The following is a 25,311-nucleotide window of genomic DNA, read 5'->3' as shown; positions in this document are numbered from 1 at the left end:
GGCGCCGGGCCGGAAGGCCCTGCCTCTGGAGGTGACGCCGCTTGGGAAGGCCGGCCGTACGGTGCGCGGCCACGACCGTGTTCGGCCGCGTTGTGTGGGCCGAATTCGGCCCGTGCGACTTAGATTGCGAGCGCCGGCCCGCTCATGGACCTTGTCCATGAGCGGGCGGGGTGCGGTTGATGGTTGCTTGTTCTCCAGATGTGGGCTCACTTCGGACTGGTCGAGCTCGCTTTGGTACGCGGGTCGCGGTGGTGGTCGGGCGAGGCGCCGACGAGCTGGTGTGTCCGGTGTTGTGACGCGGCCCGGTACCGCCCGCTGAGCAGAACCCAGCCGGCCACCACGACCATCGGCGCCGTCATCACCATCGTGGTCGCAGTGGCATCGGACCCTTCACCCAGCAGCGTGCCGGTCAGCAGCGACAGGGTCATGTTGTTCCCGGCATGGGCGACGCTGGTGGTCCAGATGCTGCCGCTGCGCAGCCGCAGCCAGGAAAGAATGATCTCTTGGCACATGAATGACACCGTCCAGACCAGCAGGCCCAGTGCCACGTTGCTGAACTGGATGTACCCGAGGAAGGGCAGCGGGTAGTGCCAGATCGCCCAGATCAGGCCCGTGGCCAGGGTGGCGGCCAGTGGTCGTCCGGGGAGGATCCGCAGCCGCAGGTAGCTGGTCCAGCCGAACTCCTCGCCCGAGTAGAGCGGGGCGAGCAGGGGGACGACGAGCATCAGCACGGCCAGGAAGGCCCACCAGGGCAGGCCCGGCACCAGATCGTTCATCGGCGCCAGGGTTGGCCGCCACAGCCCCGCGGCCGCTGTAGGGCGATGTCTGGCATCCTTGCCCGGTGAGCCGATACCGGGCCAGGCCCCCGAACCGGGTGCTGGCCGGCGCCGACGTGGCGCTCGTGGGCCTGTTTTCGGCGCAGGACAACGAGTTCGGTGCCAAGCTCGATCTTCTGGCGACCGCAGTGGAAGCACACGGTGGTCGGGTGGTGAGTCGGCACGTCCAGCGGCGGGGCGTCTCTCGCGGCGGTGTGGACAAGATGACCACTCCCTTCTCGCGACGGACGTTGCTCAGCCCGGGTAAGGCACGCGAAGTCGCCGACGCGTGCCAGGCGTCCGGAGTCGGCGTCGCGGTCTTCGCGAACCCGTTGACCGAACATCAGCGAGCTGTCCTCAACGAGATGTTCGACTGCCTCGTCATCAGCAACGAGGACCTCTTCGTAGGCCCGGAGGTCAGGCCAGCAGACGTTCCCGCATCCTCGCGCCCAGATTGATCCCAGCTACCGCCCGAGGGCCGGTCGGATCGTGCACGGCGAGGGTGTTGTTCCGGCGCATCAGCTCACGGACCGGAGGTGGCAGCCGGGGCGGGTCATCCATGGCCGCCAGGACCTTCGCGGCGCTGGAGATCAGTCGATCGGCCAGGGCGGCGGCGTCGGTGTCTACCCGCACCCGGCCGTACTCCCAGCCGGCGGTGGTGAGGTCGAGCACCTCGAACATGTGGGTCAGGAGCGGGTTCGGGTCGGTCACCCGGTCGAGCCGGGGCGCCTGGCTGCCGACTACCGCGACCGCGGCAGCCACCTGCGCGTACGGGTGGAAGCCGCACGGCAACGCGAACAGTGGCCACCGCAGGGCCGGGCCGGCCTCCATCCACAGCGGCCGGTAGTTCCGGCGGTGCACCAGGAGCCGCCGGCCCGTCCGTCGGTGTATTTCCTGGGCCTGGGTCTTCAGGTCCGCGTGGGCCTCGTCGGCGACCTGGCTCACGATCCGGGCTGCCACCACCAAGCCGTCGTCGCTGTTCAGCATTCCGGTGACGGCCTCGACCTGCTCGGAGAACCGGATCTGCGCGCCGGCGCCGTACCGATACTGGACGTCCCGTAGCAGCGCCTCCTGCCGCCCCGCATCGAGCTGGACCCGCCCGCCGCCCAGCAACCGCCGGAGCCAACGCATTTCGCCTCGTTTCAGCCAAGCCGTCCCAGACCGCGGCAATGCTAGTGCGTCGGACCTTCCTCGTCCGGTGACGGGGTGGCAGAGCGACCTCTACGCAAGACGACGCGGTTACCGGCGACGCGGCGTGATCAGTCCCGACTCGTACGCCCACACGACCAGCTGGGCACGGTCGCGGCAGTGCAGCTTCATCATGGCCCGGTTGACGTGCGTCTTGGCGGTCAACGGACTGATCACCATGCGCAAGGCGATCTCGTCGTTACTCAGCCCTCGGGCGACGAGCTCGACGATCTCCTGTTCGCGGGCGGTCAGCACGTCGCGTCCGGCGGCTGGCTCGGCCGGCGGTGGGCCGGCCACGAACTCGCTGATGAGCGTACGTGTGACGGCCGGGGCGAGCAGCGCGTCGCCGCGAGCCACGACAGCCACTGCCTGCAGCAGGTCGGCGGGGTCGGCGTCCTTGAGGAGGAAACCGCTGGCGCCCGCGCGGAGTGCGGCGAAGACGTAGGAGTCGAGCCCGTAGTTGGTGAGGATGAGGACGCGGATCGCGGCGAGGTCGGGATCAGCGGCGATGCGCCGGGTGGCTTCGATGCCGTCGAGTCCCGGCATCTGCACGTCCATGAGCACGACGTCCGGGCGCAGGCGTCGCGACAACTGGACGGCCGACGTGCCGTCGGTGGCCTCGCCGACGACCTCCAGGTCGTCCTCGGCGTCGAGCAATGCCCGGAATCCGGCCCGCATCAGAGCCTGGTCGTCGGCGAGCAGGACCCTGATCATGCCGGCTCCTCCCTCCGGTCGGAGCCGCCACGATCCGTGGCTGACTGAGCTGGTTGGACCTCGCGCAAGCGCTCGGTCATGCCTGACCGTCCAGCGGGAACGTGGCCCGTACCGTGAACCCGCGGTCGTCGTGGGCAGTGGCTCGCAGTGTGCCGCCCACTCCGGTTACCCGTTCCCGCATGCCGCGCAGGCCCACACCCGGTGTCACCGGCCGGACCGGCGACGCCTGGCCGTCGTCGGTCACCGAGACGGTCAGCTGCGCCGGGGCGTACTCGACGTGGACCTGGGCGGTGGCGGGGCCGGCGTGGCGGGCCACGTTGGTCAGGGCCTCCTGGACGACGCGATATCCGGCCTGGTCGACCTCGGCGGGCAGGTCCCGGGGCTGACCCGTGACGGTCACCTGCACCGGTACGCCAGCGGCCCGGGTCCGTTCGGCGAGCTCGCCCACCCAGGTCAGCCCGACACGGTCCTCGTCGGAGGGTGAGCGCAGAACGCCCAGCGTGGCTCGCAGTTCCCGCATCGCGGCGCTGCTGGCCTCCTGGATCGCCAGCAGCGTGGCCGAGGGCTCCTCGCCGTGCTTGCGGGCCAGGTGCACGGCGATCCCGGTCTGCACCTTGATCACGGAGATGTTGTGGGTCAGCGAGTCGTGCAGATCGCGGGCGATGCGCAGGCGCTCCTCCCCGGCGCGGCGCAACGCCATCTCCTCGCGGGTGCGTTCGGCCTCGATCGCCCGCTGCTCGACCTGTTCCAGGTACGCCCGGCGCTGCCGCGCCACGAACCCGGCGACGTTGGCCGCCACAAACCAGCCCAGCAGCAGGGCGGTCCGCTCGGCGATCAGCTGGCCGGGTTGGCCGGCGGGCGCGACCGAGATGTCGCGGGCCAGGAAGCCACCGAGGAAGACGACGCTGGCCAGGGCGGCGGCCGATCGGTGCCCCCGCCAGGCGGCGACGTAGACCGCGCCGAGGACGGGGAACGCGGCGGACACCCCGGAGTGCACCCGGACGTGGAGGGTCAGCATGGCGACGGTCACCACGCTCAACGCCACGACCGGGTACCGCCGGCACACCGCCAGGGCCGCCGCCATGGCCAGGACCAGGAGGACGTCGACAGCCCCGACCGTTGCGGCGTCCGGTGCGAGCGCGGCGTTGCCGAGCAGGAGGCCGCCGAGGGCGAGGCCGCTGAGGGCGTACGGCAGGTCGCGGCGCATGGTCGAACTGTAGAACGGCCGTCGTCAGCGGAGCATCCCGCGCCCGCAGTAGATGAGGCGTACTGCGGACGCGGTATCGGCGGCCGGGCAAGTGTCTGCGGCGGCACGACGTATTCCCGGCCCGTCGAGGCAAGCATCGAGCTCATGACATACCGCTTCTTCACCCCCAACCCCGCGAAGGCGGCGACCGGTCTCACCGCGGAGGTCTACCGGCAGCTGTGGGACGACTTCATCGGGCCGGTGCCCACCTTCCAGGCGCTCTCGCCCGTACCGGAGGTGCTGGCCGCCACCTGGGCGCTGATGCGCGAGGCCCTGCTCGCCGGGGACGCGTCCCGGGTCGACCGCGAGCTCGTCGCGTCGACGGTGTCCCGCGCCAACCGCTGCCGGTTCTGCGTCGACGCCCACGTGATGCTGCTGCACGCGCTGGGCGAGCACGCGCTGGGCGAGGTCATTGCCCAGGGCGGCACGCCACCCGAGCCGAGGCACGCCGAGCTCGCCGGCTGGGCGGAGGCAAGCCGCAGCCCGAAGGCCGCCGGCTGGACCAGCCCGTACGGCCCCGAGGTCACCGGCACCCTGCTCGCCTTCCACTTCATCAACCGGATCGTCTCGGCGCTGCTCGACCCGGATCTGCTGCCCGGCGGCCTGCAACGCTCCCCGCTGGTGCGGTCGGTCGGAGGTCGGCTCTACGCCAAGACGGCCCGGGGGCCGAAGGAGCCCGGCCGCGGCCTCTCGCTCGTCGACGCCGGCACGACGGCGCCACCGGCCTGGGCGGGGGACAGCCCGGTCGGTGTCGCGTACGTGGCGCTGCGGAACGCCGCTACCCAGTGCGGGGACCTCCTGGGCGACGTGGCGCGCCAGACCGTCACGGCCACCGTGCGCTGGGAGGACGGGCGGTACCCGGCCCGGCCCTCGGACTGGGCCGTCGACCTGGTCCGGGACGTGCCCGGCACGGACCGCGTCGGGACGCGGATCGCGTTGCTGGCGGCGTTCGCTCCCAGCGCCATCAGCGTGGGCGACGTCGCCCTCTGGCGGCTCTCCCATCCGGCCGACGCCGACCTCGTGCGGCTTGTCGCGTACGGGGCGATCACGGCCACCGATCACGTCGCCCAGGCCCTGGCCTCGGCACACCTCTAGGAGGTCACCATGCGCAAGGCATTCGTCATCACCAGCATTCTGTTGCTCGTCTCGTTCGTCCTGCAGTTCGTCTTCGCCGCCGTGGGCGGGTTCACGAAACCCTCGGGCGACGGCGCCTACGTCCTGCACAGCGTCAACGGCATGGCGGTCATCCCCGTTCTCTCCCTGCTCACTGCCCTGTTCGCCGCGCTGGCGAAGGCGCCGGGCCGGCTCGTCGGACTGGCGATCCTGCCGATCGGCCTCGTCGTCGTGCAGGCGCTCATCGCCATGCTCGCGAACGCGTCCACCGACGCGGCGGGCGCCAGCACCCCACTCGGCCTGACCATCGCCGGGCTGCACGCGGTCAACGGAATCGTGGCGGTGCACGTCGTGGTCGGCGTGGTTCGGGCGGCGCGACAGCTGGCCAGCCCGGCGCCGGTCGACGCCACCCCCGTGACCGTCCGGGAAGCAGAGCTGGCATGACCACCGGCTCACTGCTCGCGGCCGACCTCGTGATCGCGGTCCTCGCGGCCGCCGGATGGCTGGGCGGCGGCGCCGCGTCGGCCGCCCGGCGCCGCCCGCTCGCGCTGGGACTGGCCGCCTTCGCGCTGCTCGCCACGCTCGCCCGGGCGATCACGATCACCGCGCTCGCCCGCGCCGGCTGGTGGTTCGCGGCGGAGAAGGTCCTCATCGCCGCCCCACTGTCGCTCGCGGCGGTGGCCGTCGTCGGGCCGCGGCTGCTGAGGCTGCCGGGCGACATCCGGTCCGTCGCGGTCCCGCTTCTCTTCGCCGGGTACGCCTCGAGCAGCGCACTGCTCGTGACGCTCCTGCACGGCTATCCGGCGTCGGCGGGCACGGGACTGCTAGCGGTCGCCGGGGTTGTCGCGGCGACCGCGGTCTCCTGGCGCGCCCTCGGCGCGCGCCCGTCCCGTTTGGTGTCCCGGGCAGCCCTCGTGGTGGCGGTCGCGGCGCTGGTGACCGGAACTGGGTTGGCCGCCGCCCCGGCCGCCGCTCCCGGCGTACCCCATGATCACGGATATCGGGATGCGCGGACCGCCGACGAACCCACCAGGCGGTTCGCCCTGACGGCCGGGACCACCACGGTGAGCGTGAGCGGCCGGGACGTCGCGGCGTGGGCGTTCAACGCGCAGGTTCCCGGGCCGGAGCTGACCGCCACCGTCGGCGACGTCCTGGAGGTGACGCTGCGCAACCGGGACATCGAGCGAGGCGTCACGCTGCACTGGCACGGGTACGACGTGCCGAACAGTCAGGACGGAGTGCCGGGCGTGACGCAGGCGGCGGTGCTGCCCGGACAGGAGTTCGTCTACCGGTTCCGCGCCGACCAGGTTGGGACGTACTGGTACCACACGCATTCGGTCTCCGACGTCGGCGTCCAGATGGGTCTCTACGGTGTCCTGGTGGTGCGCCCGGCGCCGATGACCGGCGTCGACGTCACGGTGCCGGTGCACACGCTGGCGGGCCTACCGCTGCCCGCACCGAGAACCGAGCCGGTCGAGGCGGGTGTGCCCGTGCGGCTGCGGCTGATCAACACCGACAGCACGACGCACCGGTACGCCCTGGCCGGGACGGCGTTCCGGGTCGCCGCGATCGACGGATCCGACCTGCGGGGCCCGACGTCGCTCGTGGACACCGCCGTGCTGATCCCGGCCGGGGGTCGTTACGACCTGGTGTTCACCGCCCCCGCCACGCCGGTGGCGCTGTTCGTCGACGGACGGGCGGTCTACTCGACCGGACCGGTGTCGGCGGCGACCGCCGCGTGGCCGGTGCTGGATCCGCTCACCTACGGTGTCGGTTCTCCGGTGCCGTGGTCCCGGTTCGACCGGGAGTTCACCCTCGTGCTCGACCGCGGCCTCGACCTGCACCGACTGCTTCCGCGATACGCCCACACCGTCAACGGCGCGGCCGATCCGGACATCCCGTCGCAGGTCGTCCGCCTCGGTGACGTTGTCAGGTTCACGATCGTCAACCGGTCTCAGATCGTGCACCCGTGGCATCTGCACGGCCATCACGTCCTGGTGCTGGCCCGCAACGGAAAGCCGGCGACCGGAAGCCCATTGTGGCTGGACTCCTTCGACGTACGCCCCGGCGACGTGTGGGAGGTGGCGTTCCGGGCCGACAACCCAGGAGTGTGGGCCAACCACTGCCACAATCTGGGGCACGCCGACGCCGGGATGATGCTGCACCTGATGTACTCGTGATCCTCAGGGATGCGGGACTGACCGCCGTGCCCAGGTCGGTGTCCAGACTTCGGCGTCGGGTGCGTCCGCCCGTCTGGAGTCGAGGTAGTCGCGAAGCTCGCGGAGCGCGGGATGCGGGTTGTCCGCGCGCCAGATCATCGACATCGGGTAGATCGGGGTCGGACCACGCACCGGGATCCGCCGCAGGTCGTAGCTGTCCGGCCACAGGTACCGCGAGCCTTCGCCGACGAAGGTCGCCAACTCCGGGGAGTCGGCGATCTCCGCCAGCAGAGCCTCGTTTCCGAAGATGGGCCCGACCACGTCGATGGTGAGCCCGAACGCGGCGGCGAGTTCGTCGTAGTAGTCGGCCCATTCGGTGCCGGGAGCCATGCCGGGCATCCAGATGCGATGTCCGGCAAGGTGAGCGGGCGTGACGGCGCGCGCGTTGGCGAGCGCATGGTTGGGCCCGACGAGGAGCTGGTGTGGGTCGTCGATCACTCGGGCGGCCTTGATCGCGCCGGGCAGATGCTGCGGGGGAGTGGTGACAGCGTGGAAGCTGGCGTCGATCGTCCCGGCCTCGACGGCGGCGATCGCGGCGTCGACGTCGGCATTCAGGGTCACGACATCCAGCTCGATCTCGGGGTGCAGACGGTAGAAGTCCTGCAGACGTACCGCTGGCGCTATCCGCCGGTTGACGACGTCGACGCGTAGGGCGCGCCGGCCAGGGCGCACGGACGCGTCGGCGCGCTCTGCCACCCGCAGGAGTTCACGGGCGTGGGGCAGGAACGCCTGGCCGTCGATCGTGAGCTGGACCCCGCGGGCCGTACGGGTGAACAGGCGTACGTTCAGGTCGTTCTCCAGCGCGGCGATGCGCTTGGAGACGGCCTGCTGGGTGATCGACAGCGCGGCGGCGGTTTCCTGGAACTGGCCGGCGTCCGCAGCGGCGACGAAGGTGCGCACGGCGTCGAGATCCATGCGAAGACCCTAATCGCACAACAGACGGTTGTGGCTCGCCGCCGGTTCAGTTGTTTGACCCGTCGTCCCGGGCCTTGCTTTGCTCTCCAGCGATCAACGGTCGGTTGTTCGAAGCGGGAGGCGCGGAGCGTGGTCAGACGGCGATCCCTGGGCCGACAGTTCGGATGGCTGTGGGCGGCCTACGCGGCCAGCGCCTACGGCTCGGCGCTGGGGTTCGGTGCGTTCCCGCTGATCGCCGTACTGGTGTTGGATGCCAGCCCCGCTCAGGTGTCCGTGTTGTCCGCGGTGGGGCCGGCAGTGGGCGCGCTGATCGCGCTGCCGCTCGGGCCGTGGGTGGAGTTCCGCCGTAAGCGGCCGGTGATGATCGCGATGGACCTGGCCCGGTTCGCGGTCATGCTGACGATCCCGGTCGCCTACGCCTTCGGCATGCTCAGCTTCGTCCAGCTACTGATCGTCTCGGCCGTGGTCGCCACAGCCAAGATCGCCTTCAGCGCGGCCAGCGGCGCGCACCTCAAGGCCCTCGTCCGGCCAGAAGACCTGCTGGTGGCCAACGCGCGGTTCGAGTCGACGACGTGGAGTTCCATCGCCGTCGGCCCGCCGCTGGGCGGAGCGGCGATCGGCCTGTTCGGGCCGGTCACCACCGTGGTGGCCGACGCACTCAGCTACCTGTTCTCGGCGCTGGGCATCACGGCGATTCGCGGTCGCGAAGAACACCCGCAGCGAGCCGAGAAGCGCCGGGTACGTGCCGCCGAGTTGCTCGACGGCTGGCGACACCTCCTGAGCCATCCCGGCCTGCGGGCGCTCTACCTCAACCAGCTGCTCGTCAGCGGACTGATCATGGCCACCGAGCCGCTGTTGGCCGTGCTCCTGCTCCGCGAGCTCGGATTCCCACCCTGGCAGTACGGCCTCGCCTTCGCCGTCCCCTGCGTCGGCGGGCTCATCGGCTCACGCCTCGCCCGCGGCGTCGTGGCGCGGTACGGCCAACACCGGATTCTCCGTACGGTCGGTACGTTGCGCGCGGTCTGGCTGATCGGCCTCGCCTTCGTGCAGCCCGGTGTCGCCGGCCTCGTGACCGTGATGGCTGTCGAGCTCGCGATCATCATCAGCATGAGCCTGTACAACCCGGTACTCGCCACCTACCGGCTTGAACACACGCCCAACGATCGCATCGCCCGTACCCTGTCGGCCTGGTCGATCAGCAGCAGCGCAGCCATCGCCATCCTCAGCGCGCTCGGCGGACTGCTCGCCAGCGCCACCAGCCCACGCACGGCTATCGCCGTCGCGGGACTGCTCATCCTCGCCAGCCCGCTGCTGCTGCCCCGCCGCCAGGACTCCATGACCCGGCTGTCGAGCAGGTCCGATCAGTCGTCGCCGGCGGGCGTGTGAGGCGGGCGGCCTACCGGCGCAGGGTATCGACCGTCACCTTCGCCGCCTGCGCGATCAGCTTGTCGTCATACTCGGCGTCCTTCTCGTCGCGGGTCGAGAGGATCGCGAGCACGATGGGGGCGCTGTCGGGGGGCCAGACGACGGCAATGTCGTTGCGGGTGCCGTACCCGCCTGAGCCGGTCTTGTCGCCGACCTGCCAGGCGGCCGGGACGCCGGCCCTGATGAGCTTGTCTCCGGTCGTGTTCCCCTTGAGCCACGCGGTCAGCACCGTGCGGTCTTCGGCGGAGAGCGCATCGCCGAGAACGTACGCGCGGAGGTCGGCGGCAAGGGCCCGGGGAGTGCTCGTGTCGCGCTGGTCGCCGGGGGTCGCCTCGTTGAGGTCGGTCTCGAACCGCTCGGGATCGGTGACCCGGTCGCCGAGGTCGCGTAGGGCCCGCTCGAAGCCAGCCGGGCCGCCGAGCCGCTTCAGCAGCAGGTTGGCGGCGGTGTTGTCGCTGTACCGTACGGCGGCGTCACCCAGTTCGCGCAGCGTCATCCCCTTCCCCGCGTGCCGCTCGGTGATCGGTGAGTGGGTCACCAGGTCCGCCCTCGTGTACCGGACCACCTGGTTCAGCTCGGCGGTCGAGGTCGCGTCCAGCACCGCGGCGGCGGCGAGCGCCTTGAAGGTCGACGCGTAGGCGAACCGCTCGTCGGCGCGATGCTCGACGGTGCGGCCGGTGCCGGTGTCGATGGCATAGACGCCGAGCCGAGCGTCGAACTCCGCCTCGAGGAGGGCGAAATCCGGCCTGGCCGCGGGCGCCGAGGGGGAGGTGGCGACGGGGCTCGACGGGGAGTTCGACGGGGAAACGGTCGGCCCTTCTGTTGCCGAGCAGGCGGCGAGCGCGAGCGCGGTGGTGGCCACCACGGCAGCCCGGCGGGGCGCGAGAAGCACGGTTCGTGTTCCTTTCGTCGGTTGACGCCCCGGATCGGTTTTGCCGGTAGTTGCCTGGGGCAATAGGAGGGCGACGACAATCCTCTGGAGGGACGGCTCTCGTGGAAGTTACCGGCTTCTTCACCGCCATCATCATCGGTCTGATCATCGGCGCGCTCGGGCGGCTGGTCGTACCAGGCAAGCAGAACATTCCGATCTGGCTGACCCTGCTCATCGGTGTGGTCGCTGCGATCCTGGGCACCCTCGTCGCTGGCGCCGTCGGCGTCGATGACACCAGCGGGGTCGACTGGATCGAGCTGGTCCTTCAGGTCGTCTTCGCCGCTATCGGCGTGGCGATCGCCGCTGGCGCCTACGGCCGCCGCCGCGTGCACTGATCTTCGCGCCATCGCGACGGCCCGACCCCGTTCAACGGGGGCGGGCCGTCGCCCGTTGTGCGGGCTGTGCGGCCTCGTCTGCTATCGGCTTCATGGCCGAGGCGCCCGATCGCCGCCACGGCGGGGCACTCAATGTCGGTTGAAGTGCCCTGTTCTTCCGTGCTCGCGCGCCTCGCGCGCTGATCGCCTCGCCGGCGCCGCACTGGCCCCGTACGTCGCGTGGACGCTGTTCGCCACCGTCCTCAACGGTGCCATCGTCCGCCTCAACAGCGACAGGTGACGCGACCTGAACCACTCGGCCCCACGAATCAACCAACCCCGGGGCTAGTCGGTGAGCCCCGGCGCGGCAGACGGCACCGATCAGGCGGGATTCGAGTGGGCAACCGTCGCGCCGGGGCGGATGCTGCGCTTGGCTGCTCGACGGGATCCTGGTCCTGGTCTGGCGTCATGCACCGGCTAAGTTGCGGACGTGGATCAAGGGGATACCGACGAACTGATTGAGCGCTGTGTCGTGCCGTTCTATCTCGACATGATGGGAACCAACGCCCTCAGGTACGGGCGTCCCTTGATTGCGGCGCTGGCCGAAGTGAGCCGAGGTGCAACCCCAGCCGATGTGATGGCACTCCTGCGGGATGGCTGGCGTCCACGGGTCATGGGTGCCTGGTACTCGGTAGGGGTTGGCGGTCCCGAGGTAACCGCCGCCGTTCTCCATGCCCTAGCCACATCGCAGGGCTCCCTCGACGCACCGCCGCTTGCGACAGCCGCCGTTGTCCTGGCCGGCCCCGAGGCCATTGAAGCCCTGGAGCAATACTTCGCCGCGGATCAGGCCGAGGGCTGGGGAGCGAGTGGGGTAATCGCTGCCGCAGCGGACCATGTCCGTCGTCACCACCACGTCGCCACCCCGCTTCCACTGCCAACCGACGCAGACGAAGTCACCTTCGCTGCTCTGCTCGACATCGCGCGTCGGCTGCAAACCGGCTGACCGGGCTGTTGTCCACGACATCTCGTTAACCGGCAGAGCCGGTGACCTCATCAGGCCGTCCCGGAAGTCCACCTGCGTCCGGCACCGTGCGCCGGGATCGCAGTTAGTCCCCCAGCCGACGGCCTCACGGCTCTTGCGACCGGTGCCGCTCCTCATGTCTTGCCTCAGCTTCGGCGGAGTGCGCCCACGAGATAATCACGGCGTCTACCTCGTCAGACGGGCCCTGGCCGGTGCCGATGTTGACGGCCCACTCCTGAATCGACTCGCCGCCCTCGCTGATGCCTAGGACGCAGACGGGGGACCGCCCGTCCTGAGTGGACAGCCACTCTCGAAGCTCGCCAACGTTCATGCCGTCATGCTAGGGACAACCGTGCTCGTGACGCACGAGACGCCCTGGCTGACACCTCCTCCTCCGCCCGATTGTCAGGCGAAGCAGCCGGGCCACAGTTGACCTGACGTTTGTCACCGCGCACACTGAAAAGTGTGACCGGACGACATTGTCCGGTTAGGGGAGGCTACCGATGACCTTCGACAGAACCTATGACGTAGTCGTCGTGGGCACCGGTGCTGCCGGCTTTGCCACCGCTCTGGGTGCGATCGACGAGGGTCTTTCAGTACTGATGCTGGAGAGCACGGCGAAGTGGGGCGGCAACAGCGCGAAGTCCGGTGGCGGCATGTGGTTGCCCAACAACCCGCTCATGCGACGCGACGGTGTGGGCGACTCGCGCGCCGAAGCGTTGACCTACCTCGAGGCCACCGTCGGGGACGAGGGCCGTTCGACCAGCCGGGAGCGCAAGGAGGCGTTCGTCGACGGTGTCGCCGACTTCGTCGAGACCGCGCAGAAGTACGGCATGGAGTTCGTACGCGCCGCCGAATACTCCGACTACTACCCGGAGCGGCCGGGCGGAAAGATCGGCCGCTCCATTGAGCACAAGCCGTTCAACCTACGCAAGATCGGCAAGTGGTGGCACTCGTCGCAAGCACCCGCGGCGATGCCGATCCTCACCGACGACGTGTGGTTGCTGGGCCGGGCCTGGTCGACGCCCAGCGGCTTCCGGCGTGGTGCGCAGCTCGCCTTCCGCGCGGCGGGCGGCCTGGTTCGCGGTGCGAAGCTCGCGGGCATCGGTGCCGGCCTGACGGCGTCGTTCCTCAACGTCGTGGTGGTCAAGCACAAGGCCGACCTGTGGCTGGAGTCGCCGCTGGAAGATCTTGTTGTCGCGGACGGCCGGGTCGTCGGGGTGCGCATCACCCATGAGGGCGGGCAGCTCACGATCGGCGCGCGCCGCGGCGTGATGCTCGCAGCCGGCGGCTTCGACTACAACCGCGAGTGGCGGCGGAAATACCACGGCATCGACGGCTCCCCGTCTGGTGCACCGGGCAATCTCGGCAAGCCGATCGGCATCGCGATGTCTCACGGTGCGGCCACCGAACTGCTCGACGACGCGTGGTGGGGAGCGTCCGTCGCCGCGACAAGCGCGTCCGAGCCGTCGTTCATCGTTGGCGAACGGTCGTTCCCATTCTCGATCATCGTCGATGCGCGGGGCGATCGGTTCGCCAACGAGTCGGAGTCGTACGTCGACCTCGGGCACCACATGCTCGACCACGACAAGGCTGGACCGTACTGGATGATCGCCGATCGCCGGCATGCCCGTCGTTACCTTCGCAGCTACCTGCTGGATCCCAAGGCGAAGCGGGCGATGCGGCGCGAGGGGGTGCTGTTCAAAGCAGACACGCTGGAGGAGTTGGCGAAGCTGATCGGCGTTGATCCGGCCTGCCTGACCGCGACGGTCGAGCGGTTCAACGGCTTTGCCCGCGCAGGTGTTGACGGCGACTTCGGGCGCGGCAACTCGGCGTACGACCGCTACTACAGCGACCCGCTGGTCCACCCGAACCCCAATCTCGGTCCGTTGGAGCACGGGCCGTTCACCGCCGTCAAGGTCGTCATCGGGGACCTCGGCACCAAGGGTGGCGTGGTCACCGACGCCGACGGCCGCGCCCTGCGCGAGGACGGATCGGTGATCGAGGGGCTCTACTCGGCCGGCAACAACTCAGCCTCGGTGATGGGCAGGACCTACCCGGGCCCCGGCTCGACTATCGGCCCGGCCGTCGTGTTCGGGCTGCGCGCCGCCCGCCACCTGGCACACGGGAGATAGGGAGACCGTCGTGGAGATCAGGGACAACGTTTTCGTCGTCACCGGTGGTGGAAACGGGATCGGTCGGGAGGTCACCCTGGCGTTGCTCGCTCGTGGTGCCCGTGTGGTCGCGGTCGACCTGAGTGAAGCCGGCCTCAAGCAGACAGCCGATCGTGCCCGCGCCGGCGATCGGCTGATCACCATGCCCATCGACCTCACCGACCGCGCGGCGGTCCTGGCACTGCCCTCGGCAGTCGTTGCCGCCCACGGACAAGTCGACGGCCTGATCAACGTCGCCGGCATCGTGCATGACTTCAAGCCGATCGCCGCACTGAGTTTCGAGGACATCGAGCGCGTCATGGCGGTCAACTTCTGGGCCACTGTCAACACCACGAAGGCCTTCTTGCCGCTGCTCGAAGCGCGGCCGGCGTCGTCGCTGGTCAACGTCGGCTCGATGGGTTCGCTGGTGCCGTTCCCGGGACAGGGCGCTTACGGTGCGAGCAAGGCGGCGGTGAAGCTCTTCACCGAAGGGCTCATCGCCGAGCACCAGAGCGGTCCACTCAAAGTGACCATCGTTTTCCCGGGTGGCATCGCCACCAACATCCTGGGTAACTCCGGGGTTGACGCCAGGGGCGCCGTCGCCGATCAGGCGCAAGCGGCGGCCAAGCTCACGTCTCCTGAGGAGGCTGCGCGGCAGATCGTTGAGGCTGTCGTGACGGGGGCGCCGCGAGTCACGATCGGCAAGGACGCTCGGATGCTCGACCGCATGTCTCGTCTCATGCCCGCCCGCGCGATTCCCCTGATAGCCAAGAAGATGCGAGACCTGGTGGAATAGCGGCGCCAGGCGCCCTGTCGTTCCGATGAGTGACGCAACGCCGTAAGTCCCGCCCGCTGACGAGCTGACCGGGCCCGCAATCTGTTGAACCGGCCCCGTCGCGCAGCGGCGGGGCCGACTCGCCGGGCACCGGCACCGCCGCGTAAAACTGGACGTCGGCCAGTGCGGGCGAGCGCGAAGCCCGCTGACCGCCCCCATGCGCCGGCTCTCGCACGGACACTGCAAAAAACCTGCAAGCGCTAGCCCTTGCCTTGAGGGAAACCGCTTTCCTACGATTGCGTTGCATCGATGTTTCATTTCTGCGCCGGGCGAACACATTTCGGGCAACGCCACTGTCGGCATGCCGTTTGCGCAGCGGTTCCCTCCAGTTGCCAGGGCGATGAATGAGCTATGCCCATTGATTGTCGACAATTCCCGAGCGATCGAGAAGGCGTCGCACCGACAGGAGTGCGGTCGCGTCGACCGCCGCAGGCACCGGCGAACCATTCGAATACGAAGGTGAGGCGAGATGAGACGACCAGTCGCACTGCGACTTCAGGCAGCACTGGCCACGGCAGCAGTTGGGATCGCGATCGGGGTGGGCCTGCCGACCCCGCAGGCGTCAGCGGCGGCCGGCAGCGCCACTGGCTACGCCACCCAGAACGGCGGGACCACCGGCGGCGCGGGCGGGCAGACGATACGAGCCACCACGGGGACCGCGATCCATGCGGCGCTGTGTGGTCGGGTCAGTAGCAGCACCCCGATCATCATCGAGGTCACGGGGACCATCAACCACGGCAACACCAGCAAGGTGTCGGGTTCGAGCTGCAACACAGCGGACGGCGTGATCGAGCTCAAGCAGATCAGCAACGTCACCATCATCGGGGTCGGCAGCGGAGCCGTCTTCGACCAGCTCGGCATCCACATCCGCGACTCCAGCAACATCATCATCCAGAACGTGACCGTCCGGAACGTCAAGAAGTCGGGCTCGCCGACCTCCAACGGTGGAGACGCCATCGGCATGGAGAGCACCGTCCGCAACGTCTGGGTCGATCACGTCACCCTGGAGGCATCGGGCGGGGAGTCGGAGGGGTACGACGGCCTCTTCGACATGAAGGACAACACCCAGTACGTGACCCTGTCCTACAGCATCCTGCGCAACTCCGGTCGCGGCGGCCTCGTCGGGTCCAGCGAGAGCGACCTCTCGAACGGCTTCATCACGTACCACCACAACCTGTACGAGAACATCGACTCCCGTACGCCGCTGCTCCGCGGCGGCACGGCCCACATCTACAACAACCACTACGTGAGCCTCCACGAGTCCGGCATCAACTCCCGGGCGGGGGCAAAGGCCAAGGTGGAGAACAACTACTTCCGGAACTCCAAGGACGTCCTGGGTACCTTCTACACCAACGAGCGCGGCTACTGGCAGGTCAGCGGCAACACCTTCGACAACGTGACCTGGTCCAGCGCCGGCAGCGAGAACTACCCCGCCGGCCCCAACCCGACGTCCAACACCACCGTCAGCATCCCGTACTCGTACAGCCTCGACGGGGCGAGCTGCGTGCCGGACGTCGTCCGGCAGACGGCGGGCGCGAACACGGGTCTGCGGGTTTCGGACGGTAGCTGCTCGCCGCAGACCCCGCCGCCCACCACGCCCCCGCCGACCACGCCCCCGCCCACCACGCCGCCGCCGACCACTCCGCCGCCGCCCAGCGGGACCAACCTCAGCCTCGGCGCCGGTGCCGACGGCTCCAGCAAGGCCAGCGGGACAAGCTATGGCAACGTGCGGGACGGCAGCATCAGCACCTACTGGTCGCCGGTCGGATCGACCGGCTCCATCTCGATCAAGTGGGGTTCCGCCACCTGGGTGTCCCGAGTGATCATCCGCGAGCCGTCGGGAACCCAGGGTTCCATCGGGTCCTGGCAGCTCATCAACCACGACACCGGGGCCGTCCTGGCCTCCGGTGCCGGGGCGGGTTCCATCACCTTCTCCGCGACCTCACTGGTCAAGATCACCTTCAAGATCAACAGCTCGAGCAGTACGCCGCGAGTCGGTGAGTTCGAGACGTACGCCAGCTAGCAGCCGGCGCGGGACGGGGCGGCAGATACCGCCGCTCCCGCCCCGGACATCACCATCGCGCAACCACCTCGCACGCAACGGCGTGTGGCTGCCGTGCCACCTGGGCGGCACGGCAGCCACAGGGGTGTCACCTGTTGTGCTTCTCCTGGCACGGCACGCAGAAGCGAGCATGCGGAAGAACCTCAAGCCGCTCCGCCGGGATGTTCTGGTGGCACTTCTCGCAGGCACCGTAGGTGCCATCGGAGATCCGGCCCAGGGCACCGGTGATCTGCTCGATGTTGCGGCGGGTGGCCACCAGCAGCGCGGCCCGGTTGTCGGCCTCGCTGGGGTCGCCGGTGTCCGCGTTGAGTTCGGTCAGTTCCCGCAGGCGAGCCGTCTGCGTGGCGAAGTCGTCCGCCAGGGACGCTCGCAGATCAGCCAGCCAAGTCTGGTCGACGGGATGATGATCGATGCCCATGGTCTGCCTTTCAAAAGGAACGGGAAAAAGAAAAAGGGCCGAAGCTCTATAGCTTCGCCCTGGCGGTCGTTCTGAGATGCAACGATTCCGCGGGAGGGCCTCGGCCAGTTCGCGCCGGGCTCGACAGCCGCTGTGTAGGCGCGATGTGCAGCGCGCGGACAACCGGCACCCGCATGCAGGCCTTTCGGCGCGCCGCCGTCGTCACGCGGACAGCGTCGAGCGCCGCCACCTCGGTGACGGCAGGCGAGCGGAACGTCACCGGCGGCATGCCTCCACCATAGGGTGGTGACTGACCTAAAGCCAACGCCTCTTGAGGGATGGTCACCGCAGCCGAGAGCGGCGCGGGGGTGGGAGCAGTCGGGTGCTCAGCCGCCGCTTGTGAGCGGGCGGCTGGCGGTGGTGCTGAACGTTAGGCTCTCGCCGTGCCGGCCCTGATCGAGATCGTGTCCGTCATTGGTGCCGCTCCGAGCGTGGTATTTGACCTGAAGCTCGACATGGATGTCCACGCCGCGTCCCTGCGATCCAGCCAGGAGACAGCCGTCACCAGCACCGGTCGACGCCAACTCGCGCTCGGGGACGAGGTCACCTTCCACGCCCGCCACTTCGGTCTCCGCTGGCGCATGACGAGCCGAATCACCGTCTACGAGCGTCCAGACCGCTTCGTCGACGAGCAGACGCGGGGCCCCTTTCGCCTCCTGCGACACGAGCACCAGTTCCACAACCTCAACGGCGTAGGAACCCAGATGACCGACCGCCTGTGGGTTGTCGCGCCCCTGGGACCGATGGGCACGGTTGTGACCCGTGCCCTGATTGCGCCGTACCTCCGCCGACTCTTGAGCCAGCGGGCAGCTCACATCAAGCACCTGGCGGAAGCCAGCCATTCGTAGCGCCAGAGGTACGGCGGGTCTGGCCAGCGCCACGGCCAGGAGAAATTCGCGCGGCCGGGTGCTGGCCTGCCTGGCGGTGATGATCGTGCCGCACGGACTTTGCATGGGGGATGCAAGGATGGCGGCATGGGCAGGCCAAACGACCGGCGTGAGCCGTGAACCAGCACGAGCGGTGGCACCGGCTCCTGGACATGGTGGCGGCCGAGGGGCAGCTCGACATCGAGTCCACCGCCCGTGAGCTGGGCATGAGCACGGCGACCATCCGGCGCGACTTCGACGAGCTCGCCATGCAGCAGCTGGTGACCCGCACCCGCGGCGGCGTGGTCGCCACCAGCGTCTCCTACGATCTGCCGCTGCGGTACAAGGCGGTGCGGCAGGCGTCGGAGAAGCAGCGGATCGCCACGGCCGCCGCCGCACTGATCCCAGCACGGAGCACGGTGGGGCTCAACGGAGGCACCACGACGACCGAGGTGGCACGGGCGCTCGCGCTGCGCACCGAACCGAACGGGCAGATGCCGGCGCTCACGGTGGTGACCAATGCGCTGAACATCGCCAACGAGCTCATCGTGCGGCCGCACATCCGGGTGGTGCTCACCGGCGGGACCGCCCGCCCGCGGTCGTACGAGCTGGTGGGCCGCATCGCCGAGACGATGCTCGGGTCCGTGGCGCTGGACGTGGTCGTGCTCGGGGTGGACGCGATCGACCACCAGCACGGCGCCAGCGCGCACAACGACGGCGAGGCGGCGATCAACCACGTCATGGTGACCAGCGCCGCGCGGACGATCGTGGTGGCGGACGCCTCGAAGCTGGGCCGGCGGAGCTTCAACCGGATCTGCCCGCTGGCCAACATCGACACTCTGATCACCGACAAGGCGGCGGACCCGGAGCAGGTGAGCCTCGTCGAGCAGGCCGGGGTGAAGGTGGTACAGGTCTGACCCGTCGAGATCGAGCGGTCGCAGTCCTCATCCGGGACCGCATCGCCGAGCGGCACGGTTGTGTGGCACGACCCTGTCGGTGTTCACCTCTGCAACTTTCTGCAAGCACTGCGGCGGCACCTGCGCACCCCGTACCGGCTCGCCGACCGGCTCCGACGGCTCGCATCGCTGCACGGATCCCGTGTCCTGTCGGATATCGCAGCCGCTGAGCCCTCGTGGTCGGAACTCCGGGGCGTTCTGGGCGGACCTTGACGGCGGTACGGCCAGATCCTAAGGTCTGCAACATCCTGATTGATTCTGGCGCTTCAGTGTCACGAAAGATCGTGCGTGCTCGACTGGCCGGCATCTTCTGGGGAGGCGGATATGAAGCGACAGGTTGGCGCGGCGCTCGTGACCGCCGAAGGCCCGTCAGCGGGCCGGGAGCGGCGTGACCTGGTCATCTCGGTGTCGCTCAATCCCGCCCTGGACATCACCTACACCGTGCCCGAGCTGGTGGCGGACACGTCGCACCGGGTGACGAGCGTGGTCTCCCGTGCCGGGGGTAAGGGTCTGAACGTCGCCCGGGTGCTGCGTCAGCTGGGTGCCGAGACCCTGGTCCTGGGCCTGTCCGGCGGCGCCGTCGGCGAGCACATCGAGGCCGAGCTGGCGGCGGCCGGCGTGCCGGCGCAGTTCACCCGCCTCGCCGCGGAGACCCGCCGGACGGTGACCGTCCTCGCGCGGGGCACGGCGACGGTCCTCAACGAACCAGGTCCGCACGTCACCGAGGCGCAGTGGGCGGCGTTCCTGGACGCGTTCGCGGAGCGGGTCCGGGCGGCACGGGTGGTGGTGCTGTCCGGCAGTCGACCACCGGGTGTGCCCGAGACCGCCTACGCCGATCTCGTCACCATCGCGCGGGCCGGCGGGGCCGAGGCCATCGTGGACGCGGAGGGCCCCGCGCTGCGACACGCGCTGGCTGCCGCACCAGCGCTGGTGAAACCGAACGCCCACGAGGCGGCGGACCTGCTCGGCCGCCCGGTACGTACCCGTGACGACGCCGTGGCGGTGGCGCACCGGCTCGTCCGACTCGGTGCCAGCGCGGGCGTGGTCTCCCGGGGCGCGGACGGGTTCGTGGCGGTTACCGGCGGGGTCGCGTTCAGCGCCCGCGCGCCCGAACAAGTGTCCGGCAACCCGACCGGCGCTGGCGACGCCCTCGCGGCCGTCCTTGCGTACGGGCTCGTCACCCGCGCGCCGTGGCGGGACGTCCTCGCCCGAGGCGCGGCCGTCTCTGCGGCCGCCGTCGCCTGCCCGTGGGCGGGCGAGTACGACGACGACGTGGCTTCCCGGCTGCTGGACGGAACCACGGTGGAAACACTGGAAGAGCACCGCACCGAGAGAGAGCAGGAACCGTGTCGTACGTCGCCTCCGAGATAGCCTCCCAACCCGAGACTTGGCGGCGCGCCGTGGATCTGGTCGCCCAGCCGGGCGTCGCGCGGGCCCTGCCCCAGGCCGGTGAACGGGTCGCCGTCGTCGGCTGCGGCACGTCGTACTTCATGGCGCAGAGTTTCGCGGCGCTGCGAGAGTCGGCGGGCCAGGGGGAGACCGACGCCTTCGCCGCCTCGGAATTCCCCGCCGGACGGCGGTACGACCGCGTGGTCGCCATTACCCGCTCCGGCACCACCACCGAGGTGATCCGGCTGCTTGAGCAGTTGCCGCCCGGCAGTCGCTCGACCGTGATCACGACCGACGCCGACCGGCCGGTGACCCGGCTCGTGAGCGACTGCGTCGTCCTCGACTTCGCCGACGAGCAGTCGGTCGTGCAGACCCGCTTCGCCACGACCGCACTCGCCGCCTGGCGCGCCGGTCTCGGGGAGGACCTGACCGACCCGATCACCCAGGCGCGGGCCCAGCTGAGCACGCCGCTCGACCCGGCCGTGGCCGGCCGGGACCAGTTCACCTTCCTCGGCACCGGCTGGACCGTGGGACTGGCGCACGAGGCGGCCCTCAAGCTGCGGGAGGCGGCACAGGTGTGGGCCGAGTCGTACCCGGCAATGGAGTTCCGACACGGTCCGATCAGCGTGGTGGACCACCGGTCCGTGGTCTGGATCTTCGGCCCGGTGGTCCCCGGCATCCGCGACGACCTGGCCGCCACGGGCGCGATCGTGGTGCACGAGGACGTCGACGCCATGGCGCACCTCACCACCGCGCAGCGGCTCGCGGTCGAGCTCGCGGTCCGTCGCGGCCTGCATCCGGACCGGCCCCGACTGCTCACCCGGTCCGTCGTCCTGCCCGCACCGGCCGCCTGAGGAGCGCTGATGACCCTCGTCCCCACCGCCGACCTGGTGGCGGCGGCCCGCGCCGCTGGTACCGGCGTGCTGGCATTCAACGTGATCACGATCGAGTACGCCCAGGCGATCGCCGCCGCGGCGCAACGTGCCCACCGGCCCGCAATCCTGCAGATCAGCCAGAACGCGGCGCGCTACCACTCCGGCGTGTCGGCCATCGCCGCGGCGACGGCCGAGATCGCGCGGAAGTCCAGCGCGAACCTGTCACTGCATCTGGACCATGTGGACGACATCAGCCTGCTGGAGCAGGCCGCCGACACCGGTTTCAGCTCCGTGATGGTCGACGCGTCCGCGCTGCCGTACGCCGCCAACGTGGCCACCACCCGCAAGGCGACCGACTGGGCGCACGACCACCGGCTGTGGGTGGAGGCGGAACTCGGCTACGTCGGCGGTAAACCGGATGCCCCGGCGAGCGCTCACACCGCTGGCGTCCGCACCGATCCGGCCGAGGCCGCCCGGTACGTGGCCGAGACCGGCGTCGACGCGTTGGCGGTCGCGGTGGGCAGCTCGCACGCGATGGCCGACCGAACCGCCTCGCTGGATCTCGACCTGGTGGCCGCGATCCGCGACGCCGTACCCGTGCCCCTGGTCCTGCACGGTTCGTCCGGGGTGCCGCTGGAGCAGATCCGCGCCGCGGTCGGTTGCGGCATGGTGAAGATCAACGTTGGTACGGCGCTCAACGTGGCGTTCACCGACGCGGTCCGGGGCGCCCTGCCGGAATCCCGCGACCCGCGCCGGTACCTCGCCGCTGGACGGGATGCGGTGACCGGTGTTGTCGAGCGGCTGCTCACGCTCCTGCCCGCGGCACCGTAGCCGGTCGCGCCACCGCAGGGCTGCCGCGACGGCGCCGCCCTCGTCGCCGCTCAGAAGCCCTGGTCGGACTGAGCCGACCAGGGCTTCTGGTTGTCCTGCTGAACCAATCCCGGTGTCAGGCGACGAAGCGGGTACGGCGGCGGCGGGTCACCACGAACAGGGCGGCACCCACGGCCAGCAGAGCGGCCGCGCCGGCCAGCACGATGCCGGACTGGCCCGTGATCGGCAGCGACGGGCCGTCGCCCTCCCCACCGCCACCGATGCCGCCGGCCGGGTTCACGACCAGCTTGGCCACGTCGTTGTCCGACGTCACGTCAGGGGTCGAGGACTTCGCCGCGACGGTGCCGGTGAGTTCCCCGGCGGCGTCGACCCGCAGCCCAAAGTCCCACGTGACAGCCTGGTCCACCGCGAGCGGGTGGACGGCCGTCCGGCAGACGTAGCCGGTGTCCGCCTTCGTGCAGCCGGCGGGCACCGTCGTCACGGTGGTGCCCGTCGGGGGAGTGAAGGTGACGGTCGCGGCCGGCTCGGTGATGCCGGAGGCGTACGCGGGACCGAGGTTCTTGACGCCGAGCTTCGCGGTGACCGTGCTGCCCACGGCGGCCCGGACCTCCCCGCCGACGGCGCTCACGTCGGAGCGGTTCGTGCCCTCGACCGTGAGGATCACGTGCTGCGTGTCCAGGAAGAACGAGTCCTCGGTCTGGGCGCCCTGGGCGCGCAGCCCGGAGGGCTTCCGGACGAGGCCGAGGGTGCCCTGCGTGCCGCGGGTCGGCTTGGTGGCCCGGACCATGTCGAGGTTGTCCCGCCCGTCGATCGGGGTCGACCACGTGAAGCTGGCTCCGGCAACACCTGGCGCCGGCACCTCCGGCCGCAGCCGCAACGGCAACTCCTCGGAGAGCACGTACTCCTGCTTCGGATCCAGCGTCGCGTCGAAGTGGCAGTACGCGGCGAAGCTGCCGTACTCGCAGTTGTCGTAGCGCTTGGGCACGGTGAACATGGCCTCGTAGAAGAAGAACAGGTCCACGCCGGTGATCGCGTTGTCCCCGGTGTTTCGCACCGTGAGCGGGTTCGTGACGGTGTCGCCCGGCTTGGCCTTCTTGGTGGTGATCGGCCCAACCTCCAGAGCGACCTTCTCGCTGATGGTCACCTTCGAGGTCTTGGTGAACGTCTGGTCTCGGCTGGTGACCTTCACGCTCACCTCGCCCTCGTCGCCGACCTTCGCTGCCGTCTCGGGCCGGAAGGTGAGCGTGGTGATACCCGCGAACAGGCTCTCCGAGGAGAGGGTGTCGAACCTGCAGGTGATGCTCGTGCCCGACTGCTCGCACGGGCTGGGGCCGTCGAACGTGAGCTTGGCCGTGGCGACGCCGGCGAGCTTCGCGGTGTCGATGGTGACCGCCACGTCGTTCAGGGTGAAGTCGGCGTCGTAGTTGTAGAGGTAGACGGACTGGGTCTTGCCAAACGAACCGGGCACCAGTGCGGTGTGGTCCAACCTGAGCTGCGTGCCCTTTGGCAACGCGACCGCGGAGACCGGTGCGACCGCGTTGGCACCGAGCACACCGATGGCGCAGGCGCCGAGCCACGCGGCGACGCGCAGCAGACGTGAACGACTCACAAGCGTTCCTCCCCCGTAGATGAACGGGGGGATCATAGCCGTCGCGACGCGTTTCGGTGGGGCGCGATGAGGCCCCGGTGAGCAACCGGGTGCGCCGGCGCTCGGCTGGGCTACTGCAGACGCTGGTCGTCGAGGTCGAGGCGGTACCAGTTACCGTCGTCGATCAGATGCAGGTCGGGTCCGCGGCCGGTCACCTGGGTCGCCTCGGGCATCGGGGAGCCGTCGGGCAGGACGAGCCGGTACTCGGCGACCTTGTGCAGCTGATCCTGGTCGCAACGGGCGATGACCAGCACGTCATGGTTGGGGCCGTAGCCGCCGTACATGGCTATGGTCTGGTCCGCGACAGCGAGGGCGCGTACGCCCCGGGCGATCGAGTTGTGCCACCCAGTGACCGTGCCTGCCTGGATCCGCACAACGGGAAAGCCGGTGTAGTAGCAGGCCCAGGCGGTGTCGCCATCGACGTTGAGGGCGTAACAGTCGCTGATGGCACCCCAGGGCTCGTCGACGTGCGAGGGGTAGTGCCAATCAGGCTCCAGGTCCGGTGAGAACCGCACCAGCCCTGGCGCGCCCAGCGGGGGTGGCGATTCAGGGCCGCCCCAGCCGTAGTTGCCATAGACACCCTCGTCGAAGTAACCCATCCAGATGTGGCCGGAGCGGGAGACGCGCACGTGCTCGATGCCGTCACCGACGGTCTTCTCGGCGACAACGCGCCCATCGCCGTCGTAGATGATCGCGTTGCGGTCGGGGCCGCCCGGTCGCCACCGGCAGCGCGCGGCCACGACGAGCACACGGCCGTCGGGCAGCACCTGGACAGTCGGATGAGCAAGCGGCAGATCTGAGATACGGACACTCGTTGCCACGCCCTCCCGGTGCACGGTGACGCGCACCGTCACCGCCTCGGACGCCCGTGGGTCGGGAAAGCTCGCCCATCCCGGCTGCGTGGTGGTCGCGGTCAGCGCGGCGACACCTTCCGGCGAGGTCGATAGAGCGATGACCTCACCGTTGAGGCCGACGGACGTGGTGACCAGCACGTCATCGGCATCGCCTGCGGTGATCACGCCATGCCGACGCACCGCCATCTCCGGCAGCGCCGCCACCTCCGCGCGTCGCTTCTTCTCCCGCTTGCGCCAGTCCCTCATGGCCACATCTGATCATCGACAACGCGACCGGTCCACCTGTTAGCGCATTCGATGCCCTCGATCTCGTTCGCGCTGGCCGCCACGACGTCGACCCCGGCTCATCATGCGGACAGCCCCTGATCGGTCATCCTCGCGTGCAGCGAAGAAGACCAAAATCAAGGGCTGTCAGCTGATCAGTACGCCTGTTCCGGCGTAGCGCCAGCGAGGGTGAGCCTGCGCGATCAGTGCCTCGTCAGTG

At 69.7% G+C, this 25,311-nt stretch carries 26 protein-coding genes; 16 read left to right on the top strand and 10 right to left on the bottom strand.

The annotated features are described in order from the left end of the window. Nucleotides 1-206 precede the first annotated feature (206 nt). The gene (locus tag OG990_RS20305; protein ID WP_406076772.1) at nt 207-776 is read right to left on the bottom strand and encodes a CPBP family intramembrane glutamic endopeptidase; all 570 of its coding nucleotides are present in this window, start codon (nt 774-776) and stop codon (nt 207-209) included. Nucleotides 777-841: 65 nt separating this feature from the next. Here OG990_RS20305 and OG990_RS20300 point away from each other — a divergent pair, with 65 nt between their 5' ends. Further along, nucleotides 842-1,273 carry a hypothetical protein gene (locus OG990_RS20300; protein WP_406076771.1) on the top strand — a complete coding sequence of 144 codons (432 nt, stop codon included), beginning with the start codon at nt 842-844 and terminating at the stop codon, nt 1,271-1,273. On the opposite strand, the gene OG990_RS20295 is transcribed toward OG990_RS20300, so the two are convergent. From OG990_RS20295 to OG990_RS20285, 3 genes are all read right to left on the bottom strand, one after another. After that, nucleotides 1,233-1,946, bottom strand: a complete 714-nt coding sequence (locus OG990_RS20295; protein WP_355603582.1) for a hypothetical protein — start codon at nt 1,944-1,946, stop codon at nt 1,233-1,235. The genes OG990_RS20300 and OG990_RS20295 overlap by 41 nt on opposite strands. A 108-nt stretch (nt 1,947-2,054) precedes the next feature. Then, on the bottom strand, nt 2,055-2,717 hold the full coding sequence (locus OG990_RS20290) for a response regulator transcription factor (protein WP_328425279.1): 663 nt from the start codon (nt 2,715-2,717) through the stop codon (nt 2,055-2,057). Between the two features lie 76 nt (nt 2,718-2,793). Continuing rightward, nucleotides 2,794-3,924 carry a sensor histidine kinase gene (locus OG990_RS20285; protein ID WP_406076769.1) on the bottom strand — a complete coding sequence of 377 codons (1,131 nt, stop codon included), beginning with the start codon at nt 3,922-3,924 and terminating at the stop codon, nt 2,794-2,796. A gap of 144 nt (nt 3,925-4,068) precedes the next feature. Here OG990_RS20285 and OG990_RS20280 point away from each other — a divergent pair, with 144 nt between their 5' ends. Genes OG990_RS20280 through OG990_RS20270 form a run of 3 tightly spaced genes read left to right on the top strand, consistent with a single transcriptional unit; the run spans nt 4,069 to nt 7,256 of the window. Next, nucleotides 4,069-5,058, top strand: coding sequence for a carboxymuconolactone decarboxylase family protein (locus OG990_RS20280; protein WP_406076767.1), 990 nt, complete (start codon nt 4,069-4,071; stop codon nt 5,056-5,058). Between the two features lie 9 nt (nt 5,059-5,067). Then, nucleotides 5,068-5,520, top strand: coding sequence for a DUF6220 domain-containing protein (locus OG990_RS20275; RefSeq protein ID WP_406076765.1), 453 nt, complete (start codon nt 5,068-5,070; stop codon nt 5,518-5,520). Further along, nucleotides 5,517-7,256: a multicopper oxidase family protein gene (locus OG990_RS20270; protein WP_386988999.1), complete on the top strand. Its 1,740-nt coding sequence runs from the start codon at nt 5,517-5,519 to the stop codon at nt 7,254-7,256. The genes OG990_RS20275 and OG990_RS20270 overlap by 4 nt, the downstream gene beginning before the upstream one ends. Before the next feature lie 3 nt (nt 7,257-7,259). On the opposite strand, the gene OG990_RS20265 is transcribed toward OG990_RS20270, so the two are convergent. Further along, on the bottom strand, nt 7,260-8,210 hold the full coding sequence (locus OG990_RS20265) for a LysR family transcriptional regulator (protein ID WP_406076764.1): 951 nt from the start codon (nt 8,208-8,210) through the stop codon (nt 7,260-7,262). A gap of 129 nt (nt 8,211-8,339) precedes the next feature. Between OG990_RS20265 and OG990_RS20260 the strand changes: the two genes are divergently transcribed. Then, nucleotides 8,340-9,596 (top strand): MFS transporter, encoded by a 1,257-nt coding sequence (locus OG990_RS20260; protein WP_406076762.1) that lies wholly within the window; start codon nt 8,340-8,342, stop codon nt 9,594-9,596. Nucleotides 9,597-9,606: 10 nt separating this feature from the next. Here OG990_RS20260 and bla read toward each other — a convergent pair whose 3' ends face one another. Then, nucleotides 9,607-10,527, bottom strand: coding sequence for a class A beta-lactamase (gene bla, locus OG990_RS20255; RefSeq protein ID WP_406076760.1), 921 nt, complete (start codon nt 10,525-10,527; stop codon nt 9,607-9,609). Nucleotides 10,528-10,628: 101 nt separating this feature from the next. Here bla and OG990_RS20250 point away from each other — a divergent pair, with 101 nt between their 5' ends. The 3 genes from OG990_RS20250 (at nt 10,629) to OG990_RS20240 (ending at nt 11,883) form a co-directional block, all read left to right on the top strand. After that, nucleotides 10,629-10,901, top strand: a complete 273-nt coding sequence (locus tag OG990_RS20250) for a GlsB/YeaQ/YmgE family stress response membrane protein (protein ID WP_355603560.1) — start codon at nt 10,629-10,631, stop codon at nt 10,899-10,901. Continuing rightward, nucleotides 10,795-11,181 carry a tryptophan-rich sensory protein gene (locus OG990_RS20245; protein ID WP_406076758.1) on the top strand — a complete coding sequence of 129 codons (387 nt, stop codon included), beginning with the start codon at nt 10,795-10,797 and terminating at the stop codon, nt 11,179-11,181. Before OG990_RS20250 ends, OG990_RS20245 begins: the two co-directional genes overlap by 107 nt. Before the next feature lie 189 nt (nt 11,182-11,370). Continuing rightward, nucleotides 11,371-11,883: a DUF6000 family protein gene (locus OG990_RS20240; protein ID WP_406076756.1), complete on the top strand. Its 513-nt coding sequence runs from the start codon at nt 11,371-11,373 to the stop codon at nt 11,881-11,883. 124 nt (nt 11,884-12,007) lie between these two features. On the opposite strand, the gene OG990_RS20235 is transcribed toward OG990_RS20240, so the two are convergent. Then, nucleotides 12,008-12,232 carry a hypothetical protein gene (locus tag OG990_RS20235; RefSeq protein ID WP_406076755.1) on the bottom strand — a complete coding sequence of 75 codons (225 nt, stop codon included), beginning with the start codon at nt 12,230-12,232 and terminating at the stop codon, nt 12,008-12,010. A gap of 172 nt (nt 12,233-12,404) precedes the next feature. Between OG990_RS20235 and OG990_RS20230 the strand changes: the two genes are divergently transcribed. The 3 genes from OG990_RS20230 (at nt 12,405) to OG990_RS20220 (ending at nt 16,912) form a co-directional block, all read left to right on the top strand. Beyond that, a complete protein-coding gene (locus tag OG990_RS20230; protein WP_406076754.1) occupies nt 12,405-14,036 on the top strand; it encodes an FAD-binding protein in 1,632 nt (543 codons plus the stop codon). 10 nt (nt 14,037-14,046) lie between these two features. Next, nucleotides 14,047-14,850: an SDR family oxidoreductase gene (locus OG990_RS20225; RefSeq protein ID WP_355603554.1), complete on the top strand. Its 804-nt coding sequence runs from the start codon at nt 14,047-14,049 to the stop codon at nt 14,848-14,850. Nucleotides 14,851-15,358: 508 nt separating this feature from the next. Then, the gene (locus OG990_RS20220) at nt 15,359-16,912 is read left to right on the top strand and encodes a polysaccharide lyase family 1 protein (protein ID WP_406076752.1); all 1,554 of its coding nucleotides are present in this window, start codon (nt 15,359-15,361) and stop codon (nt 16,910-16,912) included. A gap of 127 nt (nt 16,913-17,039) precedes the next feature. On the opposite strand, the gene OG990_RS20215 is transcribed toward OG990_RS20220, so the two are convergent. Beyond that, nucleotides 17,040-17,369, bottom strand: coding sequence for a TraR/DksA family transcriptional regulator (locus OG990_RS20215; RefSeq protein WP_386988978.1), 330 nt, complete (start codon nt 17,367-17,369; stop codon nt 17,040-17,042). Nucleotides 17,370-17,791: 422 nt separating this feature from the next. Here OG990_RS20215 and OG990_RS20210 point away from each other — a divergent pair, with 422 nt between their 5' ends. The 5 genes from OG990_RS20210 (at nt 17,792) to OG990_RS20190 (ending at nt 22,325) form a co-directional block, all read left to right on the top strand. Continuing rightward, nucleotides 17,792-18,256 (top strand): cyclase/dehydrase, encoded by a 465-nt coding sequence (locus OG990_RS20210; protein ID WP_406076751.1) that lies wholly within the window; start codon nt 17,792-17,794, stop codon nt 18,254-18,256. Nucleotides 18,257-18,411: 155 nt separating this feature from the next. After that, the gene (locus tag OG990_RS20205; protein ID WP_386988972.1) at nt 18,412-19,191 is read left to right on the top strand and encodes a DeoR/GlpR family DNA-binding transcription regulator; all 780 of its coding nucleotides are present in this window, start codon (nt 18,412-18,414) and stop codon (nt 19,189-19,191) included. A 363-nt stretch (nt 19,192-19,554) separates the two neighbouring features. Beyond that, on the top strand, nt 19,555-20,601 hold the full coding sequence (locus tag OG990_RS20200) for a 1-phosphofructokinase family hexose kinase (protein WP_406076748.1): 1,047 nt from the start codon (nt 19,555-19,557) through the stop codon (nt 20,599-20,601). Continuing rightward, a complete protein-coding gene (locus OG990_RS20195) occupies nt 20,577-21,473 on the top strand; it encodes an SIS domain-containing protein (protein ID WP_406076747.1) in 897 nt (298 codons plus the stop codon). The genes OG990_RS20200 and OG990_RS20195 overlap by 25 nt, the downstream gene beginning before the upstream one ends. A gap of 9 nt (nt 21,474-21,482) precedes the next feature. After that, complete coding sequence (locus tag OG990_RS20190) at nt 21,483-22,325, top strand: class II fructose-bisphosphate aldolase (protein WP_328425308.1); 843 nt, start codon at nt 21,483-21,485, stop codon at nt 22,323-22,325. A 115-nt stretch (nt 22,326-22,440) separates the two neighbouring features. Here OG990_RS20190 and OG990_RS20185 read toward each other — a convergent pair whose 3' ends face one another. Both OG990_RS20185 and OG990_RS20180 read right to left on the bottom strand, forming a co-directional pair. Then, entirely contained in the window at nt 22,441-23,934 is a 1,494-nt protein-coding gene (locus OG990_RS20185) for an LPXTG cell wall anchor domain-containing protein (RefSeq protein ID WP_406076746.1), read from the bottom strand. A 110-nt stretch (nt 23,935-24,044) separates the two neighbouring features. Further along, the gene (locus tag OG990_RS20180) at nt 24,045-25,031 is read right to left on the bottom strand and encodes a hypothetical protein (RefSeq protein WP_406076744.1); all 987 of its coding nucleotides are present in this window, start codon (nt 25,029-25,031) and stop codon (nt 24,045-24,047) included. Nucleotides 25,032-25,311 lie beyond the last annotated feature (280 nt).

The sequence above is a fragment of the Micromonospora sp. NBC_00858 genome (genome assembly GCF_045207365.1).
Classification (GTDB): domain Bacteria; phylum Actinomycetota; class Actinomycetes; order Mycobacteriales; family Micromonosporaceae; genus Micromonospora.
The sequence above is the reverse complement of the archived record's forward strand: the minus strand, read 5'-3'. Positions and strand labels throughout refer to the sequence as shown.